Raw genomic sequence first — 17,636 nt, forward strand, 5'->3', positions numbered from 1 at the left:
TGAAGCCGAAACAGCCCCTGATACACCCGCCTTTCTCAAGAACGAAAGTTCACGCCAACGTCAAATGCCAGCCATCAAGAACGAAAAATCACACACACACACCACGCCTGCCATCAAGAACGAAAAGCCTTGGCGCCGATGCCGGCTCGGCGCCCGCGACTTCGGCCTGTTGCCGCGCTTGCACTGCCGCAAGTCCTGCAAACACAGGCCAAAAATGCGCTAGCCGTTCCGTTACAGGAAATGGTCCAATAGCCGGCGGCTGGTCTTGTCCAGCGACGGTACGTCGCGAATCAGATACTGCACGCCATGGGCATCGGCGATAAGCAGTGAGACCGCCGAAAGCCGCCGTATGTCTTCTTCAGCTTTCAGTAGCAGCACGGTTGCCCCTCTGTCGGTTTCCACTTGCCAGCGGCTGGGCGTCGCAAAACTGGACACCTGCCGGATACGATGTATTTCGGGCATGAATTCGCGGCTGGCCAGTTCTTCTTCCAAAAGGCGGCGGGTGGCTTGCGGTAGATCGGTCAGGCTGTTTATCCAGACCAGCTCGGTGCCATCGGCGCCCACCAGGGCGATGCCTTGGTCGGGCGCGGAAATCGGAAAGCTGCGCACGGGCGCAATCGTGTCATAGACGCGGTCGCCTATGCCCAGCAGCAGCCGTCCGAAGGGGTCGCGGCTAAGTCGAAAATCGGGAATGGTCATGGGTTCACCGCCTGCTTCATGCTATGCCTTGCTCTGTGTCTTCATCCCAGCCTTCGCTGTCGGAACCGGCTTCTGCCTGGGCCGCCTGGGCCTGGTGAAGACGGAAGTAAGGGCCATTGCGGGCCATTAACTCGTCATGCTTGCCGACTTCGACGATTTCGCCTTTGTCCAGCACCACCAGGCGGTCGGCCTGGCGCAAGGTGCTCAAGCGGTGGGCGATGGAAATCGTTGTGCGTCCGCGCACCAGGTTGTCCAGCGCTTTCTGGATTTCTTTTTCGGTGGCGGTGTCGACCGAGGACGTGGCTTCGTCCAGAATCAGTATGGGTGGGTCAATCAGCAAGGCCCGCGCAATAGAGATGCGTTGACGTTCTCCGCCCGACAGCGCTTGCCCGCGTTCTCCGACCAGAGAGTCATAGCCGTGGGGCAGGCGCAGAATGAATTCGTGTGCATTGGCTGCCCGGGCGGCGGCAATGACTTCCTGCCGGCTGGCCTCGGGCTTGCCGTAGGCAATGTTTTCGGCAATGGTGCCGAAAAACAGGAAAGGCTCTTGCAATACCAGCCCGATATGGCGCCGGTATTCGGAAATGGACAGCGAGCGCAGATCAACGCCATCAAGGCGTATCGAGCCGTGCGACACATCGTAGAAACGGCATATCAGGTTGACCAGGGTACTTTTCCCTGACCCGCTATGCCCCACCAGGCCTATCATCTCGCCAGGTGCAATATCCAGGTCGATGCCACGTATTACCGCGCGATTGCCATACCGGAAGCCGACATTGCGCAATTCTATACGCCCCTTTACCTGTTCAATGTGCACGGGTTTGATGGGTTCCGGGACGCTGGATACGTGATCCAGAATGTCGAAAATGCGCTTGGCGCCCGCAGCCGCTTTCTGAGTAAAAGATACGATGCGGCTCATGGAATCAAGCCGTATATAGAAGCGGCTGATGTAGGTAAGAAAGGCGGTCAGCACCCCGACGGTGATTTCGTTATGCGATACCAGCCAAATGCCAAAGGCCCAGACGACGAGTAGCCCAATTTCCGTGAGCAGCGTTACCGTGGGTGAAAATAATGACCATATTCGGTTGACGCGGTCATTGACGACCAAATTGCGGTTATTGGCTTCGCGAAAGCGCGCCACTTCGCGTTTTTCCTGTGCAAAGGCCTTGACCACCCGGATACCGGGTATGGTGTCGGCCAGCACATTGGTAATTTCCGACCAGACGCGATCCACTTTCTCGAAGCCATGGCGCAGGCGATCGCGCACCAGGTGAATCAACCAGGCAATAAAAGGCAGCGGAATCAGGGTAACCACAGCCAGCCAGGGATTGATGGAAATCAGAATCGCCGCTGTCATCACGATCATCAAGACGTCGGTCGCGAAATCAAGCAGATGCAGCGATAGAAAGACGCAGATACGATCGGATTCAGAACCAATGCGCGCGATCAGGTCGCCCGTACGCTTGCCGCCGTAGTATTGCAAAGACAGCTTTTGCAAATGTTCGTAGGTGGCGGTGCGCAGATCGGCGCCGATCCGTTCGCTGACCCAGGCAAGAATATAGGTGCGGCCCCAACCCAACAGCCAGGCCAGCAGGGACGATGCCAGCAGCGCGCCCAGGTACAGGCGAACCAGCGGCCAATCTATGGGAACGCCATTCTGGAAGGGAATCAGCACCTTGTCCATCAAGGGCATGGTCAGGTAGGGGGCGACCAGGGCGGCGGCGGTAGAGGCCAGAGTCAGCAGGAAACCAACGAGCAAAAGCAGGCGGTAGGGCTTGGCGAAACGCCATAGTCGCAATAGCGCCCAGGTGGAGGGCGGGGAGTGGATCGTGGTTGTGCTGGTCGGACCTGACTCGGGGGCGCGTAACGAGGCGGGGGCGACACCCTGCCTCAAGTCGCGCTGGTGTCCGAACCGTTCAATGAATTGCAAGGCGGCTGGGTTGTGTTCCAGCGTATAACGCCAGACAGCCAGGCGCGCCGTGTGGTTGCGCAATTCCAGCGTGCCGACGCCGGCATGGTCGTGATGGCGCAACGCCAGGCCAGGCTCGAAAAGCCACATCTGCCATTCGTGGCTTCCTGGCCCCTTTGCCAATAACTGTCGGTCTGTCACGACCAGCATGCCGGCTGCGAAGCGCAGTTGCGGATCCAGATCCAGCATCAGCCAGGAAACGACGGTTTCGCCCGGGGAAAGCAAGGCGTCAAGCGACGTGCGCCAGGGATCCGGCAGGTCGTCAGCGACGTAGCCGATATCGGTCGTTTGAGTTTTCATTGTGTCCGCGTGACGTGTTGCCAAAGAGTAAGGCTAAAGGGGGTATGGGGCGCTATTGTCACGTTGAACAGGGGTGTTTGGTAAGAGGGCGATATGAGTGTGGTTTTTTTGCGTCTGACCTTGTGATTTTCTTCTCTTTAGATCAGTTTGGCAAACACTTGGCGCAATAATTGCCGTTAAATACGTTGCTCTCTCGACGCTTCGTCCTGCGCAGTCTTTCTTTTCTTCTTTAAGATGCAAAAAAAATCCATAGAATTCATCAGCATGATGTTTTTGCGCGGGCCGAATATCTGGGCCTATCGTCCTGTCATAGAAGCCTGGGTCGATATCGGGGAATTGGAAGATTTCCCGTCCAATACGATCCCCGGGTTCTACGAACGGCTAAGCAGTTGGCTGCCCTCGCTGGAGGAGCATCGATGCAGCGTCGGCGAACGCGGCGGCTTTTTGCAGCGCCTGCGCCAGGGAACGTGGCCAGCCCATATCCTTGAGCATGTCACACTGGAACTGCAGAACCTGGCTGGCATGCCAGGCGGTTTGGGCCGGGCGCGCGAGACGCCGGTGCGCGGCGTGTACAAAGTGATTGTGCGCGCATGGCATGAGCCGGTGACTAAAGCTGCGCTTTATGCGGCGCGTGATCTGGTCATGGCGGCGATCGAAGACCGTCCGTTTAATGTGCAGGGCGCGATAGAGCAGTTACGCGAAATGACGGATAGCTTGCGCCTGGGCCCCAGCACGGCCTGCATTGTGGACGCGGCCGACGACAGGGATATTCCTACTATCCGCCTGAGCGAAGATAATCTGGTCCAACTCGGATACGGCGCGTCCCAGCGCCGTATTTGGACAGCCGAGACCGATCACACCAGCGCGATTGCGGAAAGCATTTCAAGCGACAAGGATCTGACCAAGCGCCTGCTTAGTGCGTGCGGTGTTCCCGTGCCTGAGGGCCAATTGGTGGAAACCGCGCAGGAGGCCTGGGAAGCGGCGGAATCGATAGGCCTGCCCGTCGTGGTCAAGCCTATCGATGGCAACCATGGGCGTGGCGTGTTCACTAACCTGATGACGCAGTCCGAAATCGAGACGGCATTCGCCGTGGCGGTTGATGAAGGTAGCGGTGTCGTGGTCGAACGGTTTGTGCGGGGCGACGAGCACCGGTTGCTGGTTGTGGGTAATCGCATGGTGGCGGCCGCGCGTGGCGATGCGGCCACGATCGTTGGCGATGGTGTCAGCACTGTCGACGAATTGATAGAAATCCAGCTGAATTCGGATCCTCGGCGTGGGCGTGATGAAGACCATCCTCTTAACTTCATTCGCCTGGATTCCGCGGCGATGCTGGAACTTAGCCGTCAAAACCTGGCGCCTGATTCTGTTCCCGTCGATGGCCGGCAGGTACTGATTCAGCGCAATGGCAATGTGTCGATTGACGTGACCGATAGCGTGCACCCCAGCGTTGCGGCGACGGTCGCGTTGGCGGCACGTATCGTTGGGCTGGACATCGCCGGTATTGACCTGGTGGCCGAAGATATTTCTCAGCCATTGCAAGGGCAGCGCGGCGCGATCGTTGAAGTCAATGCCGGGCCTGGCCTGTTGATGCACTTGAAGCCAGCGGCCGGCGAACCGCGCCCGGTGGGCAAGGCCATCATTGATCATTTATTCCCCGATGGTGAAAAAGGCCATATCCCCATCGTTGGCATCAGCGGAAGCAAAGGCAAGACTACGGTTGCGCAGTTGGTGGCGCGCTTGCTGCAACTGGACGGCCAATATACCGGTCTGGCATGCAGCAACGGGCTGTTTTTTGCGCGCCGGCATGTGCAGAAAACCGACGGCGCCAACTGGGCTGCCGGGCGGCGTGTGTTGCTGAATCGTGCCGTCCATGCGGCGGTCATCGAAAACGGCTGCCGTACCATTCTTGGCGAAGGCCTGGCTTATGACCGCTGTCGTGTGGGTGTGGTCACCAACCTGGATCAGTCCGAGACGTTTCCGGATTACTACGTAAATGACGTAGAGCATGTCGCCAAGGTCTTGCGAACGCAGGTCGATGTGGTATTGCCGCATGGCGTGGCAGTCTTGAACGCCGATGATCCCCTGGTCGCCGAGATGGCCCCCTTGTGTGATGGCGATGTAATTTTCTTTGGTCTGGATGCGGCTTCTCCCTTTATCCGTCAACATCGGGATGAGGGCGGCCGCGCGGTTTTTGCGCATCAGGGGCAGGTCGTCTTGGCCCAGGGGCAAAACGAAACGCTATTGACTGAAATCGACGCCGTTCCGCTGACCCGTATAGGGCAACCCGCTTTCCAGATCCAGAATGTGCTGGCGGCTGCAGCCGCTGGCTGGGCGCTGGGCATTTCAGCAGAACTGATACGTGCCGGTATAGAAACGTTCGATGTCGAATCTGCTGATCCAGTGTGGGAAAACATAGCGGTACGGACGTTGGACACGCTGGTCTGATCAAGATCGTTGTCGACAACATCAACATGGCCCTCGGGCATTCGTGGCAATAAGGAATATCGGCAAATGGAAGTCTCACGTGTTCGGGCCTTGCGCGGCCCTAATCTCTGGTGTCGTCAAACGGTTATTGAAGCAACTGTGGCCTGTACCGAGGCAGAGCGCGTCATTGGCGACATGGACGCGTTTGAAACGCGCATGCGTGTTCGCTTTCCCGAGATTGATCTGCTCAAGCCACCCGGGCAGGAAAGCCCGAATTCCATCGCGCATGCTTTGGCGTCGGCCGCATTATGCTTGCAAACCAAAGTTGGCTGCGTACTGACTTACTGCCGCACTTCGCTGACCATCGAGCCGGGGGTTTATCAGGTTGTTATTGAATACAGCGAAGAGGCTGTCGGGCACCTGGCTTTTGATCTTGCCCAGGCGCTTTGCCTGGCGGCAATGAAAGACCTGCCGTTTGATGTGGAAGACGCGTTGGCGCGGTTGCGAGAAAAAAACGAGGACGACCGTCTGGGCCCGAGCACGGGTTCCATCGTGCAGGCGGCACTCAAACGCGATATTCCGTATCGTCGGCTAACCCAGGGCAGTTTGGTGCAATTCGGTTGGGGCAGCAAGCAGCGCCGTATTCAAGCCGCAGAAACAGACCGCAGCAGCGCGATTGCCGAAGCCATTGCCCAGGATAAAGAACTGACCAAAGCATTGTTGGCGGCTGCGGGGGTCTCGGTTCCCGACGGGCGCTGCGTTACCAGTGCCGAGGATGCCTGGGCCGTTGCGTGTGAAATTGGCGCGCCCGTTGTCGTCAAGCCGCGTGATGGCAACCAGGGCAGAGGCGTTGCCGTCAATGTACAGGGCCGCGAGCAGGTGTTGGCTGCCTATGCCGGCGCGCGTGAAGAATGCTCGGACGTCATCGTAGAGCGGTATTTTCCTGGCCATGATTTTCGCTTGCTGGTCGTCGGCGACAAGTTGGTCGCCGCCGCGCGGCGCGATCCGCCGCAAGTGACCGGAGACGGCGAACGTAGCATTGCCCAACTGGTTGATGTGATCAATGCCGATCCGCTACGCGGTGAGGGCCACGGTACATCGCTGACCAAGATCAGGCTGGACGACATTGCGCTGGCTACGATGGCAACGCAAGGCTATACCCCGGAATCCGTTCCTGAAAGGGGCGTTCTGGTTACCTTGCGCAATAACGCCAATTTGAGCACTGGGGGAACGGCAACGGATGTTACTGATCACGTGCATCCCGAGTTGGCCGCAGGAGCGGTCGCCGCAGCGCAAATGGTAGGTCTGGATGTTTGCGGACTGGATATGGTCAGCGACAATGTTTACGAGCCGCTGGACGTACAAGGCGGCTGCATTGTCGAAGTCAATGCGGCGCCGGGGTTGCGCATGCATTTAACCCCTTCTTTCGGCAAAGGCCGGGAAGTGGGCGAGGCCATCATTGCCGATATGTTCGCCGAAGGCGAGGACGGACGTATTCCGCTGGTCGCGGTGGCCGGCACCAATGGCAAAACAACGACGGTGCGTTTGATCGCGCATCTGGTTGCATGCAGCGGAAAGCGGGTCGGCATGACTAACTCGGACGGGGTTTACATTGGCGCCGAGCGCATCGATACCGGAGATTGCAGCGGCCCTCGCAGCGCGCGCAATGTGTTGCTGCACCCTGACGTGGATGCGGCGGTTTTTGAAACCGCGCGCGGCGGCATACTGCGCGAAGGACTGGGCTTTGACCGTTGCAATGTCGCCGTGGTGACCAACGTAGGAATGGGCGACCATCTGGGCTTAAGCTACATCAGCACAGTGCAGGATTTGGCCATCGTCAAGCGGGTGATCGTTGAAAACGTATCGCCCGATGGGGTTGCCGTCCTGAATGCGGCCGATCCTATCGTGGCGGCGATGGCCGATAATTGTCCCGGTGCCGTTACGTTTTTTGCCAGTGACCGAAATCATCCCGTTCTGGCGACGCATCGCGCGCAGGGCAGGCCGGTGGTGTGCGTTGAAGAGGGCGATATCGTGTTGTCCGAGGGCGTCTTCGAACAGCGCTTTCCCCTGAGCGCTATTCCTATCACTCACAATGGCACCATTGGATTCCAGATTGAGAACGCCATGGCAGCACTGGCCGCGGCCTGGGCGCTGGGTCTCGATTGGAACTGCGTGCAGCGCGGACTGGCTTCTTTTGTGAGCGATGCCGAAACCGCGCCTGGCCGCTTCAATATGTTTTCTTATCGCGGTGCAACCTTGATCGCCGATTATGGCCATAACCCGGATGCCATCCTTGCGCTGGTGCAGGCAATAGATACGATGCCTGCCGCCAAACGCTATGTGGTGATCAGCGGTGCCGGCGACAGACGCGACGTGGACATTACCCGCCAGACGGAAATTCTGGGCGACGCTTTTGATAGCGTGATTTTGTACCAGGATATGTGCCAGCGCGGCCGTAGCGACGGTGAAGTGGTGGCCTTGCTGCGTAAAGGGCTGGAGCATGCCCAGCGTACGACCGAGATACAGGATGTGCGCGGGGAATTTCTTGCGATAGATACGGCGCTGGACCAGTTGAAAGAAGGCGACTTATGCCTGGTGCTGGTTGACCAGGTGGAAGAAGCGCTTGGGCACATTGCCGGGCGTATCGCCCTTGCCTGAGCGGGTCGGCTGGCATTTGCTTACATGTCTGCCTTTTGACGGGTTGAAATGTGTGTCAGGCACAGGAATAATGAAACAGCAGTAATTCCCGTCGCAAACACACATGTCAGGAGGTTCATCATGCCAGCAAAATCGCAGGCGCAGCAAAAAGCCGCGGGTGCTGCCTTGTCGGCCAAACGGGGTGACGCGAAGGTGGGTGCGCTGAAGGGCGCGTCCAAATCCATGTACAAGTCCATGGACGAAAAAGAATTGGCTGAAATGGCTTCCACCAAGCGAAAAGGCAAGCCCGAGCATAAGTCTGATTCGTAGCCATACGCCACATACCGGCGTGCTGTGGGAAAGGCGCGCCGGTATCATTTTGGGGGACCACCATGAGCCATTTTCCGGATGCCGATGCTGCCGACTTGTCGACGACGGCGATGAGTAGACGTAACTTTATCGTGGCATCGCTTGCCGGAGGCTTTGCCTTGGCTGCGGGACCGGTAGCCGCGCAAACTGTCATTAAAACCGATACAAAAGGTCTGTTGGAAGGCGAGATCAAGATACCGGTGGCTGATGGCAGCATTCCCGCCTATCGCGCCGCACCTGAAGGAAAGACGGGGGCACCCATTATCTTGGTGATTCAAGAGATTTTCGGTGTGCATGAATACATCAGGGACGTCTGTCGGCGTTTAGCCAAGCAAGGCTATATGGCGATTGCGCCCGAGCTGTATTCCAGGCAAGGCGACCCTTCTCGATACACCGAGATTTCACGGCTAATAAGCGAGGTGGTAAAGAAAGTGCCGGATGCACAGGTGATGGGCGATTTGGACGCCGCAGTGGCCTGGGCGGGCAAGAATGGCGGCAACACCGAACGCATGGGCGTTATGGGCTTTTGCTGGGGAGGCCGGATAGCCTGGCTCTACGATGCGCACAACCCGAAAATCAAGGCGGGGGTATCCTGGTATGGGCACTTGGAGGGCGATACCGACCCGTTGCATCCAGTTCAGCCGGTCGACATAGCCGCCAAGGTGAATGGGCCCGTGCTAGGTTTATATGGCGGTCGTGACAGCAGCATTCCACAAGACACTATCGATGCCATGAAGCAGGCACTGGCCAACGGAGACGAGGCGGCGCAGGCCTCTACCTTTGTGGTGTATCCAGATGCCGGCCATGCTTTTCATGCCGATTACCGGCCCAGCTATCAGGCTGAAGCGGCCAAAGACGGCTGGACTCGCGCCGTCCAATGGCTGGACTCGTATTTGAAGGCTTAGATAAGCGGGCGATCGGTTCGGAACCAGCCTGTGAGGCTGCGCCGGGGTTGTGCGCAAGGCAGAACTTCGTGATGGATCAGGTCGCTGCGAAACAAGACCAAGCGCCCAGGCTGAGGCAAGATCCGTTTGATTTCTTCTTGGGGGTTATCGGGTGAATACAGGCAAAGTTCGCCGCCATCCGTGTCTGCCCACTGCCGGTTCAGATACAGCACCAGGGAAATGCGCCGATGCGGGGTGCGCTGATGCTGATCCAGATGCTTTTTATAGCCCCGGCCTTCGGCATAGCGGGCGAAATGAAATTCATCGCTGTTCAAGCCGGCATAGAACAGTTGGTTCATGTCTTGCCGTATGGTGTCGGCCCACGCCAGGAAGTCGGCAGATGCAGACCCTGCGTCGTTCGAAGTAAGCCAGCAGATGGCGTCGCCGCGAATGCCAGTGCTTAATGCCGCGCTGTGCAAGCGGCCGATGGAGGCTTCGTGAAAAAGCCCCATCTTCCATGCATGCTGCGACTCTAGATCCAGACGTTCGCGCAGCATAGGGTCAATCAGGTCGTCGGCAACCGCCCAATGTTGTTGGGCAAGTTTTTCGAAGAAGCCATCACGCGACCCCATAAGGCACCATCGTCATGTCGAGATGCGTATTGTTCATGAAACTCCCGGCTATCGAAAGCCATGAGGGAATAAGAAACGGGGGTAGGATTATAAATAATTTTTTCGTTATGCGCGCGCAGACAGATCAGCCAAAGCCTTGTCAAAAATTTGGCGTGTCCGGACCCAAACCAGCTCGCGCCAGTCATCGTCCGTAGGAAAGAAAAATTCCAGAATGGCGGCTTTGACTTGATCGAATTTGTCGCCCTGCAGCTCGCCGCTTAAATGCTGGAAGTGATCATTGCGCATCGCGACATGGCCAACGGTTTCGCTATCGTAGGTGCCGCATTCAACGACCAGTTGGCTAAAGCGCTTGCCTTGCATCATGTCTACCATGGCTTGCGAGGTATAGCCCGTACAGGCGGCGGAAATACCCGTATCGGTGGATTGATCCGGGCCGGTAAAAATAGTGTAGAGCCATGCGCCATAGATTCGCTGTGCGTCGGCAATGCCTGGATAGTCGTGTTCCGCAATGGCCATGAGCATGGGGTGGCCATAGGCGCCAGCACCGGTATGCAGATCGAAGCTGATGGCATCGGTGCAGTCGCTCAGGAATTCTTTAACGATGGCCCGCAGTGTGATGTTGGACCACGATGGCCCGAACCCGCCGAATTGCAGCCCGTCTTGGTGCTTGTATTGGCCTGCGCCCAATTTGTTCTTGATTTCGGGGTAGCCGACTTCGCGTATCTTTTGTGCCCAGCCCTCGTCCGACTTCTTGCGGCCTTCGGGCGTGGCGCAGTCTTTGGTAAATAAGTGGTGAATGGATTCATACAGCGGATTTTCCGGCAAAGGCTTGCTAAAATCCAGATAGTTCCGGTTCAGGTCCATATTGTCTTCATTGACCCGGCGTTTCCAGGAAACACCCCAAGGGTTGATCAGATGGACAATCAGGATACCGACATCCTCGTCGCGCGCTTTGGCTGCGAGGTATTCCATGTATTGTGTTTGGCACATTGAACCGTAATAGCCTTCGACACCGTGGGTTCCAGACACGGAAACCAGCCATTTTTTGGTGTCTGGCTTTGCAAAGATCGCGACATCGGTGTACAAGTCTTCTCCCTGCATTCCTTTCAAAGGATGCGGGTAGTGTTTGATTTGCGCCTGATGCTTGGCGGCGGTTTCCAGAAACCGCTTTCTTAGCTGGCTATAGGTGGGTACGGTGGCTGTCAAGGGTGCTGTCACGGTGTTTCTCCGAATCGGTCCTGGTAGGGTTGGGCTTGAATCCCGCTTCGGCGCGGTATTTTGAGCCTATGCATACTACTAGGGAATGCCCTGATTGTATATACAAAGCGTTAATTTACTATGGCCTTTCGACTATTTAAGCCATTGAGAGAACAAATGAAAAAGCTTGTTTTTGCCGCACTCTTTTCTGCTTGTGCATTCACTGCACAAGCGCAGGACCCAATGGTTATCCGATATGGCGTCGATCCTACTTTCGCCCCCTACGAGTCGCTCGATGCCAAAGGAAATATGGTTGGCATCGATATCGAACTTGGCAACGAAATTTGCAAGCGCCTGCAGGCCAAGTGCGAATGGGTCAAAATCAATTTCGACGGCGCCATTCCGGCCCTGAATGCACGAAAGATAGACGGCATCCTGTCGGGCCTGACTGTTACCGAGCGACGCAAGAAGCAAGTGCTGTTCAGCACCTCACTGTACACCAGCGGCTCGCGCATGATGGTGCCGAAAGACGTCACCCTCGAAACCACGCCGGAATCCCTCAAGGGGAAAACGATAGGCATTGTGCAGGGCACAACGCAGGCCGCCTATGCCAACAAACATTGGCAGGGTAAAGGGATCAATCTGGTTTCTTATCAGAACGACGAGCGGGCGAAGCAGGACTTGGCCCTGGGCCGCGTCGATGGCACCCTGCAAAACTCGGCTGCTGCCCATTTCTTTTTCGAAACGCCCGATGGCGCAAAATTCCACCTCACGGGCACTCCTGTGGAAGACCAGGAAGTCTTCGGGTATGGCACAGGCATAGGCCTGCGGCTGGGCGATACGGCGCTCAAAGACAAGATTGATGGCGCCATTGCCGCCATGAAGCAAGATGGAAAGTATCAGGAAATTCTGAGCGGTTATGCCAAATATGGTCTGGTCGCAGTCAAGGAATAGCCGGCTCTGGAACCCTGAATGCTTAAGGTCGGCAAGGAAAACGTATGTTGCATGGTTATGAGCTAGTCATACTTGAGGGCACCCTCATGACCATGGCGCTTGCGTTGTTGTCGATGTGCTTTGCCACGCTGCTGGGTATTGCGGGGGCGCTGTGCAAGACGTCCAAAAGCATGGTGCTTCGGTATCTTATCGCGGCCTACACTACCATTATCCGCGGCGTGCCTGACCTGGTGATCATGCTGCTGGTTTTCTACAATTTGCAGGTCTTGCTTAATTGGATCTGCGATTTGCTCGGCATAGGTTTTATAGAAATCGATGCGTTTACCGCGGGCGTGGTGACCGTATCCTTTATTTACGGCGCCTACATGACCGAAACGTTTCGCGGCGCGCTGGAATCCGTACCCCGCGGCCAAATCGAGGCGGCGCTGTCTACCGGCATGAGCGAAAGCTTCATTTTCAGGCGCATCACGTTTCCTCAGTTGGTTCGTTTCGCCTTGCCAGGCTTCAACAACAATATTCAGGTCATCCTCAAAGCCACGGCCCTGGTGTCGATTATTGGCCTGGTCGACGTTATCAGCGTTACGCAGCAGGCCGGCCAGGCCACCCAGAATGCGCTGTTCTTCAATCTTGTGGCTGCCGCGATTTATCTGATGTTCACGACGGTGGCTTTGCTGTGCCTGGCCTATGTCGGGAAACGCTTTAGCGTGGGCGTAAAAGAGGCGCGGCTTTGATTGAAATTTTCCAAGAGTTTTGGCCTCAGTATGTAGGCATAGGATGGGATGGGGGGCTATCCGGGGCGGCAATGACGATCTGGCTCATGCTGCTGACATTTTTCCTGGGCCTGCTGGCGTCCATACCGCTGGCTATCCTGCGCGTGTCGTCGAATAAGTACCTGAGCAAACCCATACAGCTTTACACCTTCATTTTCCGGGGCACGCCGCTTTACGTGCAGTTGCTCATCGTTTATACGGGCTTGTTCGGCCTGGATTTCATTCGAGAAACACCGTCGTTGTCGGCTTTCTTCAAAAGCGGTTTCAACTGCGTCGTCGTTGCGTTCAGTATTAACTGCTGCGCTTACGTGACCGAAGTATTGGCGGGCTCGATACGCTCGATTCCTGCGGGCGAAATCGAAGCGGGGCGCGCCTTTGGTTTTTCCAAGGTCAAGCTATATACCAAGATCATCCTGCCCTCCGCGTTGCGGCGCGCCTTGCCGTATTACAGCAACGAAGTGATCCTGGTTTTGCACGCCACTTCCATTGCCTTTACTGCTACAGTGCCGGAATTGTTGAAGGTCGCCCGGGATGTGAATAGCGCCACGTATGCGTCATTCTCGGCCTTTGGGATTGCGGGGATTTTTTACGCCGTGATCGCGGCGATACTTGTGCTTATTTTCCGACTATTGGAAAAACGCTGGCTGGCTTTCCTAAGGCCGATTTCAACGCATTAGCGCGCATTAGAAAAGAGAAGCTTATGGTCAACCTCAGGGTCGAAGACATTCACAAAAGTTACGGTTCCCTCGAGGTGCTTAAAGGTGTGTCGCTAAGCGCGAACCGTGGGGACGTGATCAGCATCATTGGTTCCAGTGGTTCAGGCAAAAGCACATTCTTGCGCTGCATCAACTTCCTTGAAGCGCCCAGCGCCGGGCGCATCATCATCAAAGGCGAAGAACTAAAAACCGTGCGCGACAAGCATAATCAACTGGTTGCGGTGGACAAGCGCCAGTTGCAGCGGTTGCGCACGACAGTTGCCATGGTGTTCCAGCACTTCAATCTGTGGTCGCACATGACGGTCATGGAAAACATCGTAGCCGCGCCTATCAATGTGCTGGGCATGGATAGGAAGGCAGCGATCGACAAGGCAGAGCACTATCTGCAGAAGGTGGGCCTGTCGCTTGATCTGGCGGCCAAGTACCCTGCGTTTCTATCGGGCGGCCAGCAGCAGCGTGTGGCCATTGCGCGCGCCCTGGCGCTGGAACCCGAAGTCATGCTGTTCGACGAGCCTACGTCGGCACTCGACCCGGAACTCGTCGGAGAGGTCTTGCGGGTGATGCAAGCCTTGGCAGAAGAAGGTCGAACCATGGTCGTCGTTACCCACGAAATGGGTTTTGCGCGCAATGTCTCCAACCACGTCATGTTTCTTCACCAGGGCGTGGTCGAGGAAGAGGGCGACCCCGCCCAAGTGCTGACCACGCCGCAAAGCAGCCGTTTAGCGCAATTTCTGTCAGGCCAATAACAGCCGATTCAGTTCATTCTGTTCTTTGCCGCGCGCCACCAGCCAACGGTGGAAGGCGCGGCAGTGCGGCTTGTGGAACACATTGGGTTTCCATTTCAGGACGTAAGGCCAGGGCAGGGAAAGCGCCTGCTTGAAAGGAATCAGCAGACGGCCGGCAGCCACATCGGCACCTATCATCGAGCACTGGGCCAAGGCAAAGCCCTGGCCGGCCAGGGCAGATTCTATTGTCATATGCGACAAGGAAAAAATACGGAAGCTGCCACGGCCTGTGGCTGCACTGTCATCGACATTGTTAGCGGCGAACCACTCGTGCCAGGAAGGCGGCGAGGTGAACTTGGGCTGCCAGTCGGTTGCCAGCAATGGGAAATTCAGGATGTCGGCGGGGCTGTGCAGTTTTTTGTTTGCGCCCAGCAGCGACGGGCTGCATACGGGCACAACGCTGTCAGTATAAAGCGCCAGGGCGTTCTGGGAGGCCGTATCGTTATTGCCATAGGTGATACGAAAGTCGATGTCGTCCCTATCGCTGGAAGGTTCCGAGTGGCTGCCTTTGAACTGTATGGTCAGATCAGGGTAGTGGATGTCTTGCCATTCGAATACCAGAGGGGCGAGCCAGGCCTTCAGCAGCGAGGGCAGGGCGCTAATCGATAGATTCGTCTGGTTTTTTGACCGTTCCAGTTCGGCCTGAGCCTCCCGTAACAGTTCGAAGGCGCCGGAGCACGCCTCGTGAAAGCGCAGCCCGTCAGGCGTCAGTTTGACGCGCTTGCCATCTTTGAAGGTCAGGCTGGTGTTCAAGGCCTCTTCCAGCAGCTTCATTTGCTGGCTGATCGCGCCGGGAGTAATTTGAAGCCGCCTGGCTGCTTCGGCCAAGTTCTGGCTATGGCCGATGACCTCGAAAATCTGCATGGCTCGAAGAGGAGGAAGGCTATTCATGGGCTTTCTGTGTGCGGTTGGCAGGGAAACACTTTAGTTATTCTAAACAATAAGAAAGATTTATATAGAATTATTTGAATTACTATAGATTTACGCGATTCGCCTTGATATGAATTGCTTTTTTCCGTTAGAACGGTTTTTTGGAGAGTCCCATGTTCTTGAGAAATGCTTGGTATGTAGCTGCTTTGGAGCACGAAATCAGTCGTACGCTGCACGCCACCAAGATCTTGGGTGAAAATATTGTGATGTACCGCAAGCTGGACGGCCAGGTGGTTGCGTTGGAGGACTCCTGTCCGCATCGCAAGCTGCCGTTGTCTATGGGACGCTTGCAAGATGATGTGCTGGAATGCGGCTATCACGGCTTGACCTTCGACTGTTCAGGCAGTTGTGTAAAGGCGCCAGGCATGCCGCAGATTCCCAAGGCGGCGGTAGTGCGCAGCTATCCCTGTACCGAGCGCTATGGTTTGGTGTGGATCTGGATGGGCGAGCCCGCAAAGGCCGACCCTGCTTCCATTATGGAAGTTGAACATTGGGGCGACCCCGCCTGGGGCATGAACAGCGGCGACGCCATGACGCTGGAATGCAATTATCTTTACGTTACCGACAACCTGCTGGATCCGACACATGTGTCGTGGGTTCACCAATCCTCTTTCGGTAATGCCGATATCGTCGGCGTGCCATTGAAGGTCGATGTCAAAGACGATGGGGTCACTGTGTCGCGCTGGATGCGCGATGTCGAGGTGGCGCCCTTCTATGCCAAATTCGTGAAGTTCAGTGGCCGTTGCGACCGCAAGCAGCAATATGAAGTGCGTTTTCCTGCGCATGCCTTGATCCGCGCCATCTTTACGCCAGCGGGCGCCGCGACCGATGCAGAGCCTTTTCATCCGGATGTATTCCTGATGGATTCGTACAACTTCATCACGCCGGTAGACGAAAACACGACCCGCTACTATTGGTTCCAGATGCGCAACTTCAGTCCCGACGACCAAGATGTGTCCCAGCAGTTTTCAGAAGACGTGCGTCATGCTTTCCATGAAGACCGCGTCGTGTTGACGGCTGTGCATGCGGGCATGGCCAAAAGCCCGTCCAAGCTGGACTTGCCTCTGGATTCAGGACCCTTGCGTTTTCGCCGCAAACTGCAGCAGTTGATCCTGGCCGAACAGCCTCAGGCGTTCGTGGAGGCTTAAGATGGCCGATGGGGCTTTGGCGGCCAACCGCGCATTCGTCGATTACAAGGTCGTTGCCAGGACGAGGGAAAGCGATGTGATCAGCGCTTTCACATTGGCGCCTGTAGGCGGTGGCGCCGTGCCGGCTTATCGTCCCGGGCAATACCTGGTGTTTCGACTGACGGTAAATGGCGTTACGGTATTGCGCAATTACAGCGTGTCAGGCGATAGCGCCGATACGCAAGTTTTGCGGATTGCCGTCAAGCGTGAACCTGCGCCCGGCGGCACTCAATGGCCGGCAGGCGTTGGGTCGAATCATTTGCACGACCAAATACACGTCGGCGATATCCTGTCCGCAGCCGGTCCTATGGGCGATTTCGTATTGGCTGAAGACAGCGAGCGTCCGGTGGTTTTGTTTAGTGGCGGTGTCGGCCTGACACCCATGATGTGCATGCTGCACCGCCTGGTGGCATCCAGCCGGCGTCGGGTGTTTTTCATTCATGCCTGCGAAAACGGCAAGGCGCATGCCTTTGCCGATGAAGTGCTGGCATTGGCTGCGCAGCGTGAAGGGGTATCGGTGCATTTTTGCTATCGGGAACCCACCGCGGCGGACAGGGAAAGCAACCGTTTTCACAGTGAAGGCCTGATCGGGCGCGAACAGGTGCAAGCATTATTGCCCCTGGATGATTACGACTTTTACCTGTGCGGCCCCAGCCCTTTCATGCAGGCCAATTGGCGTCTGTTGCGTGATTTGGGCGTCGACAAACAGCGCATTCATTACGAGTTTTTCGGCCCGGCGACGGTGCTGGAGGCCGAGGTTCAGGATGAGTCCGCTCCGGCAATACTGCCCGCGTCCGAGTCCGCGCCGGAGGGCGATGCGCCCGAGGCGCAAGTCCGCTTCATGCCGTCGGGCACCAGCATGGCATGGAACGATGAGTGCGAATCCTTGCTTGAGCTGGCCGAACAGGCGGGGCTGAATCCTGACTTCAATTGCCGGGCGGGGCTATGCAACACGTGCATGTCTACCCTGGTGTCGGGCGAGGTTGATTATTTTGAACCGCCGTTAGACGAGCCGCCGCAAGGTCGCGTGCTGTTGTGCTGTTCACGCCCGCGGGGCCCTGTCGTGATCGAGCTTGGCGCCTAACGCATTTTTGGCCGAGTTCGTGGTCGGGACGGTTTTTCGTTCTTGAGAAAGGCGGTTGTGTCAGGGGCTGTTTCGGCTTCACGCGCTACGCCCCTGGCG

General features: G+C 56.8%; 16 protein-coding genes. 11 read left to right on the top strand and 5 right to left on the bottom strand.

Annotated features, from left to right (window positions below; translation table 11 throughout):
* A partial coding sequence (locus ABWO67_RS13270) for a hypothetical protein (protein WP_353152245.1) occupies positions 1-223 on the top strand: 223 nt, incomplete at its 5' end.
* A gap of 8 nt (positions 224-231) precedes the next feature.
* Here ABWO67_RS13270 and ABWO67_RS13275 read toward each other — a convergent pair.
* Entirely contained in the window at positions 232-699 is a 468-nt protein-coding gene (locus ABWO67_RS13275) for a cyanophycin metabolism-associated DUF1854 family protein (RefSeq protein WP_353152247.1), read from the bottom strand.
* A gap of 16 nt (positions 700-715) precedes the next feature.
* Positions 716-2,968 (bottom strand): cyanophycin metabolism-associated ABC transporter, encoded by a 2,253-nt coding sequence (locus ABWO67_RS13280; RefSeq protein WP_353152248.1) that lies wholly within the window; start codon positions 2,966-2,968, stop codon positions 716-718.
* A 234-nt stretch (positions 2,969-3,202) separates the two neighbouring features.
* Between ABWO67_RS13280 and ABWO67_RS13285 the strand changes: the two genes are divergently transcribed.
* From ABWO67_RS13285 to ABWO67_RS13300, 4 genes are all read left to right on the top strand, one after another.
* On the top strand, positions 3,203-5,413 hold the full coding sequence (locus tag ABWO67_RS13285; RefSeq protein ID WP_353152250.1) for a cyanophycin synthetase: 2,211 nt from the start codon (positions 3,203-3,205) through the stop codon (positions 5,411-5,413).
* Between the two features lie 66 nt (positions 5,414-5,479).
* Positions 5,480-8,050 (top strand): cyanophycin synthetase, encoded by a 2,571-nt coding sequence (cphA, locus tag ABWO67_RS13290; protein ID WP_353152252.1) that lies wholly within the window; start codon positions 5,480-5,482, stop codon positions 8,048-8,050.
* Between the two features lie 120 nt (positions 8,051-8,170).
* A complete protein-coding gene (locus ABWO67_RS13295; RefSeq protein ID WP_353152254.1) occupies positions 8,171-8,359 on the top strand; it encodes a DUF3008 family protein in 189 nt (62 codons plus the stop codon).
* A 62-nt stretch (positions 8,360-8,421) separates the two neighbouring features.
* Entirely contained in the window at positions 8,422-9,303 is an 882-nt protein-coding gene (locus ABWO67_RS13300; RefSeq protein ID WP_502930017.1) for a dienelactone hydrolase family protein, read from the top strand.
* Here the strand turns inward: ABWO67_RS13300 and ABWO67_RS13305 are convergent.
* Positions 9,300-9,914, bottom strand: coding sequence for a 2OG-Fe(II) oxygenase (locus ABWO67_RS13305; RefSeq protein WP_353152256.1), 615 nt, complete (start codon positions 9,912-9,914; stop codon positions 9,300-9,302). The two genes, ABWO67_RS13300 and ABWO67_RS13305, sit on opposite strands and share 4 nt — an antisense overlap.
* Positions 9,915-10,019: 105 nt before the next feature.
* A complete protein-coding gene (locus ABWO67_RS13310) occupies positions 10,020-11,132 on the bottom strand; it encodes a DUF2817 domain-containing protein (protein ID WP_353152258.1) in 1,113 nt (370 codons plus the stop codon).
* Positions 11,133-11,288: 156 nt separating this feature from the next.
* Between ABWO67_RS13310 and ABWO67_RS13315 the strand changes: the two genes are divergently transcribed.
* Genes ABWO67_RS13315 through ABWO67_RS13330 form a run of 4 tightly spaced genes read left to right on the top strand, consistent with a single transcriptional unit; the run spans position 11,289 to position 14,297 of the window.
* The gene (locus ABWO67_RS13315) at positions 11,289-12,065 is read left to right on the top strand and encodes a transporter substrate-binding domain-containing protein (RefSeq protein ID WP_353152260.1); all 777 of its coding nucleotides are present in this window, start codon (positions 11,289-11,291) and stop codon (positions 12,063-12,065) included.
* Positions 12,066-12,109: 44 nt separating this feature from the next.
* Positions 12,110-12,796: an ABC transporter permease gene (locus ABWO67_RS13320; protein WP_353152262.1), complete on the top strand. Its 687-nt coding sequence runs from the start codon at positions 12,110-12,112 to the stop codon at positions 12,794-12,796.
* Positions 12,793-13,512, top strand: a complete 720-nt coding sequence (hisM, locus tag ABWO67_RS13325) for a histidine ABC transporter permease HisM (RefSeq protein WP_353152264.1) — start codon at positions 12,793-12,795, stop codon at positions 13,510-13,512. Before ABWO67_RS13320 ends, hisM begins: the two co-directional genes overlap by 4 nt.
* A gap of 23 nt (positions 13,513-13,535) precedes the next feature.
* On the top strand, positions 13,536-14,297 hold the full coding sequence (locus ABWO67_RS13330; protein WP_353152266.1) for an ABC transporter ATP-binding protein: 762 nt from the start codon (positions 13,536-13,538) through the stop codon (positions 14,295-14,297).
* Here the strand turns inward: ABWO67_RS13330 and ABWO67_RS13335 are convergent.
* Complete coding sequence (locus ABWO67_RS13335; RefSeq protein ID WP_353152268.1) at positions 14,286-15,227, bottom strand: LysR substrate-binding domain-containing protein; 942 nt, start codon at positions 15,225-15,227, stop codon at positions 14,286-14,288. The genes ABWO67_RS13330 and ABWO67_RS13335 overlap by 12 nt on opposite strands.
* A gap of 152 nt (positions 15,228-15,379) precedes the next feature.
* On the opposite strand from ABWO67_RS13335, the gene ABWO67_RS13340 reads away from it, so the two are divergent.
* Both ABWO67_RS13340 and ABWO67_RS13345 read left to right on the top strand, forming a co-directional pair.
* The gene (locus tag ABWO67_RS13340; protein ID WP_353152270.1) at positions 15,380-16,414 is read left to right on the top strand and encodes an aromatic ring-hydroxylating dioxygenase subunit alpha; all 1,035 of its coding nucleotides are present in this window, start codon (positions 15,380-15,382) and stop codon (positions 16,412-16,414) included.
* A 1-nt stretch (position 16,415) separates the two neighbouring features.
* On the top strand, positions 16,416-17,537 hold the full coding sequence (locus tag ABWO67_RS13345) for an FAD-binding oxidoreductase (protein ID WP_353152272.1): 1,122 nt from the start codon (positions 16,416-16,418) through the stop codon (positions 17,535-17,537).
* Positions 17,538-17,636 lie beyond the last annotated feature (99 nt).

Origin of the sequence: Pollutimonas bauzanensis, assembly GCF_040393045.1 — a bacterium.
GTDB classification, from domain to species: Bacteria; Pseudomonadota; Gammaproteobacteria; order Burkholderiales; family Burkholderiaceae_B; genus Pollutimonas; species Pollutimonas bauzanensis_A.